Raw genomic sequence first — 9,438 nt, 5'->3', positions numbered from 1 at the left:
GATAGATACCACCAATGGGCAGGGCACGCTGTGCCAGGCCGGGCATCCAACGCCTTTTGTTATTGGTAGCGGCGGTGAGTTACAGGCTGTGGGGCAGGGTGGCATGCCTGTGGGGTTGTTTCCTGACGCCGAGTATCAGGATAGTCACTTTACTCTCGGCGTTGGCGATCGCCTGTATCTGTATAGCGATGGGATTACCGAGTGCGAAAACCACCAACAGGAACTTTATGGGGAGGAGCGCCTGCAACAGCTCTTGTGTGAATACCGAAAGTTACCGAAAAACCAGCTGTTTCAACGGGTAGAGAAGGCATTAAGCGCCTGGCACAGCGGCGAAACCGATGCCTTGCAAGAGCAGGATAAAAAGCCGTCTCGGCCTTTTGCCGACGATATCTCGCTGATGGCTATTGAACGCATAACCTGAAGAGTTTGAGTGGCGGGGAGCTGAATGTTCTTCAGGCTGCTGACAAAGTTAGATATTAGGGAGAGCGTGCCGATGGGGTCGTAGCGGCGTAAGCCGCCGACAAATTTGCCGGGAGCAAATTTGAACGACGTTACGTCGGCCCGTAGGGTGGGACACAGGGATGTGTCCCATCACGGCCCCTCGGTGCGCTAGACCCGGGTATCTCGGGCTAAAAGACCACTTTGTCATCAATCTCACCCGCTTTTATTTTGCGCGCAACTGAGAAAACCACAGCACAGTAATCGCCAAGGCAAACACCACGCCAAAACCAATCCCGACCCCAATCACCGGCACGCCGAGTTTAACCACCAGCGAATACAGGCCGAGCATCAGCAGCATGGCAGTGTTTTCACCGAGATTCTGTACCGCAATCGCATTGCCTGCGCCGACCGAACGTTTGCCGCGCTCCTGCAGCAATGCATTCAACGGCACGACAAAGAACCCGCCCAGTACGCCAATCGCCAGTAACAGCACATAGGCATTCATCATGGTGGTCTGTACGGCGAAAAACGCCACCGCAACACCGATCAATATCCCGGCAGGCATACAACGTTTGACCGTTTCCAGCGTCACAAAACGCGCCGCTGCGCCAGCACCACCGACGATCCCGATAGCCACCATGGCGTTGAGCAACGTTGGCGTCGCGTTATCGGCAATCCCTAAAGCCACCGGCACCCACAACACCAACAGGAAACGCAGCGTCACCCCGGCGCCCCAGAACAGGCTGGTACCAAGCAGCGAGAAACGCGTCTGGCCGTCGCGCCACAGCACCACGCAGGCGTTGAAGAAGTTGCTCCCCATCGCGCGTGGGTGCCAAGAAGTGACCTTATGCGCTGCTGGCAAACGTGGAATGTACAGATTGGCAACCACTGCCGCACCATAGACCAATGCACACACCGCCAACGCCGCGACAATATGCCAGTCCGCCAGCAAGCCACCGGCCACCGACCCCACCAGGATCGCAGCAATGGTGGAGGCTTCCATCAAGCCGTTGGCTTTTACCAGTTTTTCACCACTGGTGATTTCCCCCAGAATGCCGTACTTGGCGGGTGAATATGCTGCCGCCCCCACGCCCACCAGGCTGTAGCCGAGGAACGGGTTCAGGCCAAAGCAGATCACCAACGCCCCCGCCAGCTTCAGGCCATTGGCCACCATCATCACCCGCCCTTTGGCGAAGCTGTCGGCAACCTGTCCAACAAACGGTGCCAGAATGATATAGGTGGCCACAAACGCCATTTGCAGGATCGGTTGGCTCCAGTCGGGATACATCTGCTGTTTGATCAACGCCAAGGTAGCAAACAACAGCGCATTATCACCAAACGCTGACAAAAACTGAGCGCAGATTACTGCGATCATACCGCGCGACAGCAGAGGTGAATCGGTAGCATTCATCAGGCATTCTCCGGCTGTTCAGCCATTTTACGCAGGGTAACGAAATCCGGTTTGCCACTGCCAAGCAGCGGTAAGGCTTTGACCAAACGAATATCACGCGGCACCGCCAACTCTGGGCTACCCTGCTCGCGGGCCACCCGCAGCAAAGCTTCACGGGTAATGCTGCCATCGTTGGTAAACAACACCAAGGCTTCGCCTTTGCTGCTGTCACTTTTCACCGTTGCCGCATGTTGCCCTTCTGGGGCAATACGCCACGCCAGTTGCTCCACACTTTCCAGCGAGATCATCTCCCCCGCCAGCTTGGCGAAACGCTTCACGCGGCCACGGATGGTGCAATAGCCCTGCTCATCCAGCGTGACGATATCACCGGTATCGTACCAGCCCGGCTGCAATACGCCGTTTTCATCTTCAGCAGCCGGTGGCTCCAGCTCACCAGGACGCTCAACACGCAGATAGCCTTTCATGATATTCGGGCCTTTCAGTTGCAAGCGGCCACCCTGGTCGATACCCGGTACCGCCATCAGGCGGGCTTCCATCTTCGGCATAATGCGCCCTACGGTGCCCACTTTCGTCGCCATCGGCACATTGATCGACACCACTGGCGCACACTCGGTTACCCCGTAGCCTTCCAGAATGCGGATGCCGTATTTGTCCTGATAAATCTGCTTGGTGCTGTCCGCCAGTTTCTCGGCTCCGGCCACCACGTAGCGCAAACGGGCAAAATCATACGGATGAGCGAAACGCGCATAATTATTGAGGAATGTGGCGGTACCAAACAGCACGGTGCAGTTGCGGTCATACACCAGTTCCGGCACCACACGATAATGCAGCGGGCTGGGATAGAGGAAAACCCGGCTACCGGTCATCAGCGGTGTGAACAGGCCCACCGTCAGGCCGAAAGAGTGGAACAGCGGCAGTGAAGACATAAAGCGATCGCGCGGGGTGAAGTCCGCAATGGTGCGAATCTGTTCCACGTTCGCCAACAGGCTGGCATGAGAATGCACCACGCCTTTAGGGTTGCCTTCCGAACCGGAGGTAAACAGGATCAGCGCCGCATCATTCGGTTGTTGCGGCACCATCGCCCGTTGCGGCTGGAACAGATGGCGCAGGATCCACAGTTTATCGCTCAAGGTGACGGTATCTTTCAAATCTTCCAGATACACCCAATTGGCTTCCGGCACCTGCTCAGGCAGATGAGTCAGCTTGCCTTTCTCCAGAAACTGACGCGAGGTAACAATAGTTTTGATCATCGCAGCGGTCAGGGCGCTTTTCAGCCCGTTGGCCCCGGCGGTATAGTTGAGCATCGCCGGTACCCGCCCCTGCAATGAGGCACCAAAGATCGCCGCAGCAGTGATGGTCGCGTTTGGCAGCAGCATCCCAACATGTTCGCCCTGCTCGGTGAAACGTTGCAGAATACGGCTGACGCCCAACGATTTTTTGATCAACCCCTGATAGCTGTCTTCCTTGAAGGCTACATCTTCAATGCAGGGTTTGTTGCGGCCATAGCGCTGCTGTGCCGCCAGCAAAGCGCTGAACAGGGTTTGTGGCTCGCGGGTATCCATCCGCGCCTGCATCATGATCTGGTGCAGATGGTCACCGGCCAGAACCCTGCGCTCACGAGCACGCGGCGCATTTGGCATCGGGATCTGGGTGGGGGGCAAAATATGGATGCTAACCTGCGGGAACCAGCGGATTTTGAAAATCCCCTTCATCCGGCCAAACAGGCTGAATTCCGGGCCGTCGATGCGCACCGGCACCACTGTTGCACCGGATTTAGCGGCAATAAACGCCGCCCCGTCATAAATCTTCATCAATGAACCCGTCACGGTAATGCGCCCTTCTGGGAACACCACGATAGGCCGCCCCTGCTCAACCATGCGTACTAAGTGCTTGATTGCCATAGGCTTGGTGGGATCAAGCGGCACAAAGTCGATATACGGCTTCAACCAGCGCATAAACCAACGTTCTGAGATACTGGAATAGACCGCGAATACCGGTTTGATCGGCAGGAATAACGCCAGTAGCGCGCCATCCATAAAAGAAACGTGGTTAGGGGTGATCAACAACTTCTGTTGCGCCAGATGTTGGGCATCGCCTTCAACCCGAACCCGAAACAACCAGCGAAATACCGCTTGTAACATAGAAAAAATCATCCCGCTCTCCCTGGGGTTGATAGTTTTATACTCTAAATAATTCCAGTTGCCTGTAGGCGGCAAGTCCGCTCGCCCGAGGCAACTTGAAGTATGGCGGGTATAACTCATTGTGATGGGAGAGGATACTATATGGCAGGCAAAAAAAAACCTACGCATCCGCGTAGGTTGGTGCAATGAAAAATGGCTTCAACATACAGAGTATGCTGATTTCTCACCAATCAATACCTCTGGGACTTCTACTTTAGAAGGGAGCCGCTGAAGAAACTATCCTTGAATCGCAAGAGTTTTGCTCCAAATGCAACCAGCTGTAAATTTCCCGCACGGTTCGGTAATAACTCGCTGAAACAATCACCATTCCATTGGCGCAGCAAGAATAAAATGCAATAGCCGCCACAAGTTACACACACCAACGCTTGCAGCTCCTCGTTTTTTCCGCAAAACTGGGGAATGTAAGCGATTACCCAGGAAGTATTGACAGATATGGCCACGATTAAGGATGTTGCCAGGCTGGCGGGTGTTTCCGTCGCCACGGTATCTCGCGTAATAAATAACTCCCCGAAAGCCGGTGAAGGTTCACGCATTGCGGTACTGGCGGCGATGGAAGAACTGCAATATCACCCCAACGCCAATGCCCGGGCGCTAGCCCAGCAATCGACAGAAACCCTCGGCCTGATCGTTTCCGACGTTTCCGATCCGTTCTTTGGAACCATGGTCAAGGCGGTGGAGCAAGTCGCCTACGCCACGCATAATTTCCTGCTGATTGGTAACGGTTACCACGACGCCGATAAAGAGCGTCAGGCGATAGAGCAACTGGTGCGCCACCGTTGCGACGCGCTGGTGGTGCATGCCAAGAAACTGACCGACGATGAACTGACCATCTGGATGCAACAGATCCCGGGTATGGTGCTGATCAATCGCACTTTGCCGGGGTTTGAAACGCGCTGCGTGGCACTCGACGATCGCTATGGTGCCTGGTTGGCTACGCGCCATCTGATCCAGCAAGGCCACCAGCGCATCGCTATTATCTGCTCCACCCATCAGATTTCCGATGCCAATGACCGTTTGCAAGGGTATCTGGATGCGCTGGCGGAACATGGCATCACAGTGGATGAGAAACTGATTGGCTATGGTGAACCGGATGAAATCGGTGGGGAACACGCCATGACCGAGTTACTGGGGCGCGGCCAGAATTTTACCGCCGTTACCTGCTATAACGATCCAATGGCTGCCGGGGCGCTTTCGGTACTGAGTGATAACAGCATTGACGTGCCAGGCCAGATGTCGCTGATTGGTTTTGACGACGTGCTGATTTCACGCTACCTGCGCCCGCGCCTGACCACCATTCGCTACCCGGTGGTGGCGATGGCCACCCAGGCCGCCGAACTGGCATTAGCCTTGGCTAACCATCAACCGCTACCGGAAATCACCAACATGTTCAGCCCAACGCTGGTGCGCCGCCATTCGGTCGCCAGTATTAATAACGTGTTCGAACAAAACTAGCCTAAACGACGGTGGTAAAGGTGCACCAGACGATCCGGGTATTCCAGTGCATCGCCAATATATTGCCAGCCGTGGCGATCGTAATAGCCGCTGAACTCGGCATACAGATACAGATCGCTGAATCCGGCCTGGCGACTGTAATCCTGCACAAACTGCTGCAATTGCAGCCCTAAACCCTTGCCACGCTGGCTTTCGTCAACGTAAAGCGCCGCCAGCCAAGGCGTCAGATCCTGGCGGCTGATCAGATCACAGCGCCATAAACCCACGGTGCCTACCGGTTTATCATCCAAAAGCGCGATGAAGGTGATCGGCAACCCTTCGTGGCGCAGGCTGCTTGCCACCACGCTGGCAAAAAACTCCCGGCTGTTGTCGCTGCCAAATGCCTGCCATTGCCAGTCGATAACCTGTTGCTGATATTGCGGATAATCAGCCAAATGAACAATGCGAATCACTCTAATTTCCTCTTAAAAACAGGCCACCTATGCTATGGCGCATGCCACAGGTAATGCAAGGCGCTACCAAACTTAACCCTATGCTAAACTGGGCGTTATTTGCCACCGCGCCCGTTGAAAGAGGTTAGCCACTGATGATCACCATGTTGGATGTCTCCATTCGCGCAGGGGTTTCTAAAGCCACGGTTTCACGCGTGTTAAACGGCACCGGCCAGGTGAAAAAGAGCACGCGTGACGCAGTGTTCAAGGCCATGGATGAATTGGGTTATCGGCCAAACTTTCTGGCGCAATCGCTGGCGAATAAAAGCTCTAACAGCATTGGCCTGGTGGTGTCCAATTTTGATGGGCCTTATTTTGGCCGCCTGCTGCGTCAGGCTGCGAAATTGATCGAAGCCAGCGGCAAGCACCTGATCGTCACCGATGGCCACGATACGCCGGAAGACGAGCTGCAGGCGGTGCAGTTACTGGCCGATCGCCGCTGTGATGCCATTATCCTGTATACCCGTTTTATGAGCGAAGAGGCGCTGATGGCGCTGCTGGAAAGCCTGCCAGTGCCGATGATGATCATTAACCGCGATCTGCCACAAGCCCGCGAACGTTGCGTGTTCTTCGAACAACAATTGGCGGCGTTCAACGTGGTGGATTACCTGATTCGCCAAGGACATCGTGAAATCGCCTGTATCACTGGCCCAATCGACACGCCCACCGCACAAGCGCGGTTGGCGGGTTATCGCCAAGCATTGGCGCATCATCAGATTAGCTTCGCTGCAACACTCGTCACCTACGGCGACAGCAGCGTACCGGGTGGCTATCACAGTTGTAACACCTTGCTGCAAACCGGTGCGCCATTCAGCGCCTTATTTGCCAGCAACGATGATATGGCGATCGGCGCGATGAAAGCGCTCAGCCAGGCTGGCAAGCGCTTACCGCAGGACGTTTCACTGTTTGGCTTTGACGACGAACCCAGCGCCGCTTACCTGCAACCGGCGTTATCAACGGTATATCTGCCGATCGACGCAATGATTGAAGCCGCCATCACACAGGCTTTCCGCCTGATCAACGGTGAAAACGTGCAGCCACTGCTGCCGTTTACCGGTGAGCTGAAACTGCGGGAATCTGTGGTTCCAGGGCCTTATGCCAGCAACAAATGAAGGTGCAGCACGCTGCACCCTATCCGTTAAATCAATTCCAGGCCGATTAATTCCTCGATGGTCTGGCGGCGGCGAATCAGGCGCGGCTCGCCATTTTCAAACAGCACTTCCGGCAACAGCGGGCGGCTATTGTAGTTCGACGACATTGATGAGCCGTAGGCTCCGGTATCATGAAACACCAGATAATCGCCCACTTTTACCGGCGGCAAAGCACGGGTTTCAATACCACCGCCCGCCTGTTGGGTGAAAACGTCACCGGATTCACACAGCGGCCCGGCGATCACAGTATCGCGCAGTGGTTGGCCCGCCGTATCACGCCCATCTGCTGGCAACAGTGAGATATGGTGGTAACTGCCGTACATCGCCGGGCGCATCAGATCGTTAAAACCGGCATCCACCAGCACAAAATGGCGGCTCCCCATATCTTTTACCGCGCGCACCTCAGCCACCAGTACGCCCGCTTCCGCCATCAGGAAACGCCCCGGTTCGATTTCCAGTTTTACCGGGTGCCCCAAATGCGCAGCCACACGCTCGCGAGCACGGTTCCACAAGCCATAATAGTGTTCAGTATCAATGGCTTCTTCCCCGTATTGATAAGGGATCGAAAGCCCGCCACCGGCTGAAATCGCGCTGAGGTCCTGCCCCAGATCGATCACCTGCTGCACCATGGCATCACACACGCTTTCCAGATGCTGATAATCCACACCGGAACCGATATGCATATGCACACCAACCAGTTTCAAACCGTACTGCTGAATTTTTGCCACCGCCTGCGGCAGATCGGCATACCAGATCCCATGCTTGCTGTTTTCGCCACCGGTATTGGTCTTTTGACTGTGACCATGACCAAAACCGGGATTGACGCGCAACCATACCGGATGGCCTGCCGAAGCCTGGCCAAGCTGTTCCAGCATATCGATAGAACCGGCGTTTACCGGGATTTTCAGCTCGCTCACGCGTGCCAGCGTGGCGTGATCCAGCACATCAGCGGTAAAAACAATCTCTTCCCCGCCCGGCACAAAACCCGCCTGCAGCGCACGCTCGATCTCCCCCAGCGATACCGAATCCACCCTCACGCCCTGTTCGCGCATCAGGCGCAGAATATGAATATTTGAACAGGCTTTCTGCGCGAAGCGGATCACGTCAAAGTGGCGTAGCTGGTTGATACGCTGGCAGATAATCTCGGCATCATAAGCCCAGACCGGGCAACCGAAACGTTGCGGCAAAGCCAGCAGGTTAGCGGCATTCAGTGCGGTAGAGGTGTCGTTTAAAGCGCGTGGCATCTGTGTGTTCTCAAAAGTAAATTTTTCATCATCATGCCGCAGGGGAGTTGATTTGAAAAATATCTATTTCGCCACACTCTATTCATTTATGATATGGGTTTCCTTTCTCGTAGAGACGCTATGCACAGCATTACCCTGCGCCAGATTGAGATCTTTCATGCGGTGATGACCACGGGCAATCTGACTGAGGCCGCAACGCTGCTGCAAACCTCGCAGCCCACCGTCAGCCGCGAGTTGGCGCGCTTCGAGAAGCTGATCCAACTGCAGCTGTTCGAGCGCGTGCGTGGCCGCTTGTACCCGACAGTGCAGGGTCTGCAACTGTTTGAAGAAGTCCAGCGCTCCTACTATGGCCTGGATCGCATCAAAAATGCCGCTGCCGGTATCCGCCAGTTTCAGCAGGCGCAGCTTTCTATCGCCTGCCTACCAGTGTTTTCCCAATCGCTGCTGCCTGCCGTCTGCAAGCCGTTTATCGATCGTTACCCAGAAGTGAGCTTCAGCGTCATTCCACAGGAGTCGCCACTGCTTGAAGAGTGGCTGTCAGCACAGCGCCACGATCTGGGATTGACGGAAAACACCCTCACCCCTGCGGGCACGGAACGCGTGACGCTGATGACCATGAATGAAGTTTGTGTGCTGCCTGCCCAGCACCCTTTGCTGGCGAAAAAGGTGCTGACACCGCAGGACTTCAGCGGAGAGAATTTTATCAGCCTCTCCAGCACCGACAGTTACCGGCAGTTGCTGGACTCTCTGTTCCATGAACAGGGCATTGAACGCCGCCTGGTGTTAGAGACTCACAGCGCCGCCTCAGTCTGTGCCATGGTAAAAGAAGGGGTTGGAGTCTCGATCGTCAACCCTCTAACCGCGCTGGACTACGCCACTCACGGTGTACATGTGAGGCCATTCAGCGTAGAGGTTCCTTTCACCGTCAGTCTGATCCGCCCACTGCACCGGCCCTCTTCCGCGCTGGTAACGGCATTTATGCAGCACCTACAATCGCAGGCAGAAAAACTCCCGGCCCGTTTGGCGGCTGTCATCCAGCGCTAGCCA

The 9,438-nt window shown here is 55.4% G+C and carries 8 protein-coding genes; 4 read left to right on the top strand and 4 right to left on the bottom strand.

Features of this window, described 5'->3' with window-relative positions; translation table 11 throughout:
- The coding region (locus tag IV04_RS14960; protein ID WP_037441116.1) for a PP2C family protein-serine/threonine phosphatase at positions 1 to 421 on the top strand (421 nt) is incomplete at its 5' end.
- Positions 422 to 664: 243 nt separating this feature from the next.
- Here IV04_RS14960 and lplT read toward each other — a convergent pair.
- Positions 665 to 1,852 (bottom strand): lysophospholipid transporter LplT, encoded by a 1,188-nt coding sequence (gene lplT, locus IV04_RS14955; protein ID WP_037400624.1) that lies wholly within the window; start codon positions 1,850 to 1,852, stop codon positions 665 to 667.
- On the bottom strand, positions 1,852 to 4,005 hold the full coding sequence (gene aas / locus IV04_RS14950; protein WP_037400621.1) for a bifunctional acyl-ACP--phospholipid O-acyltransferase/long-chain-fatty-acid--ACP ligase: 2,154 nt from the start codon (positions 4,003 to 4,005) through the stop codon (positions 1,852 to 1,854). The genes lplT and aas overlap by 1 nt, the downstream gene beginning before the upstream one ends.
- Positions 4,006 to 4,485: 480 nt before the next feature.
- Here aas and galR point away from each other — a divergent pair, with 480 nt between their 5' ends.
- The gene (gene galR / locus IV04_RS14945; RefSeq protein ID WP_037400618.1) at positions 4,486 to 5,505 is read left to right on the top strand and encodes an HTH-type transcriptional regulator GalR; all 1,020 of its coding nucleotides are present in this window, start codon (positions 4,486 to 4,488) and stop codon (positions 5,503 to 5,505) included.
- Here the strand turns inward: galR and IV04_RS14940 are convergent.
- Entirely contained in the window at positions 5,502 to 5,957 is a 456-nt protein-coding gene (locus IV04_RS14940) for a GNAT family N-acetyltransferase (RefSeq protein ID WP_037400615.1), read from the bottom strand. The two genes, galR and IV04_RS14940, sit on opposite strands and share 4 nt — an antisense overlap.
- A gap of 134 nt (positions 5,958 to 6,091) precedes the next feature.
- Between IV04_RS14940 and IV04_RS14935 the strand changes: the two genes are divergently transcribed.
- Positions 6,092 to 7,108: a LacI family DNA-binding transcriptional regulator gene (locus IV04_RS14935; RefSeq protein WP_037400613.1), complete on the top strand. Its 1,017-nt coding sequence runs from the start codon at positions 6,092 to 6,094 to the stop codon at positions 7,106 to 7,108.
- Positions 7,109 to 7,134: 26 nt separating this feature from the next.
- On the opposite strand, the gene lysA is transcribed toward IV04_RS14935, so the two are convergent.
- Complete coding sequence (gene lysA, locus IV04_RS14930; RefSeq protein ID WP_037400612.1) at positions 7,135 to 8,391, bottom strand: diaminopimelate decarboxylase; 1,257 nt, start codon at positions 8,389 to 8,391, stop codon at positions 7,135 to 7,137.
- 120 nt (positions 8,392 to 8,511) lie between these two features.
- Here lysA and IV04_RS14925 point away from each other — a divergent pair, with 120 nt between their 5' ends.
- On the top strand, positions 8,512 to 9,435 hold the full coding sequence (locus IV04_RS14925; RefSeq protein ID WP_037400609.1) for a LysR family transcriptional regulator: 924 nt from the start codon (positions 8,512 to 8,514) through the stop codon (positions 9,433 to 9,435).
- Positions 9,436 to 9,438 lie beyond the last annotated feature (3 nt).

Source organism: Serratia sp. Ag1, assembly GCF_000743355.1.
GTDB lineage: Bacteria > Pseudomonadota > Gammaproteobacteria > Enterobacterales > Enterobacteriaceae > Chania.
The sequence above is the reverse complement of the archived record's forward strand: the minus strand, read 5'-3'. Positions and strand labels throughout refer to the sequence as shown.

Excerpts from the sequence above, each read along its gene's own strand:
- IV04_RS14925 (WP_037400609.1), top strand. The coding sequence starts at position 8,512 with ATGCACAGCATTACCCTGCGCCAGATTGAGATCTTTCATGCGGTGATG.
- IV04_RS14935 (WP_037400613.1), top strand. The coding sequence starts at position 6,092 with ATGATCACCATGTTGGATGTCTCCATTCGCGCAGGGGTTTCTAAAGCC.
- galR (WP_037400618.1), top strand. The coding sequence starts at position 4,486 with ATGGCCACGATTAAGGATGTTGCCAGGCTGGCGGGTGTTTCCGTCGCC.
- lysA (WP_037400612.1), bottom strand. The coding sequence starts at position 8,391 with ATGCCACGCGCTTTAAACGACACCTCTACCGCACTGAATGCCGCTAAC.
- lplT (WP_037400624.1), bottom strand. The coding sequence starts at position 1,852 with ATGAATGCTACCGATTCACCTCTGCTGTCGCGCGGTATGATCGCAGTA.
- aas (WP_037400621.1), bottom strand. The coding sequence starts at position 4,005 with ATGATTTTTTCTATGTTACAAGCGGTATTTCGCTGGTTGTTTCGGGTT.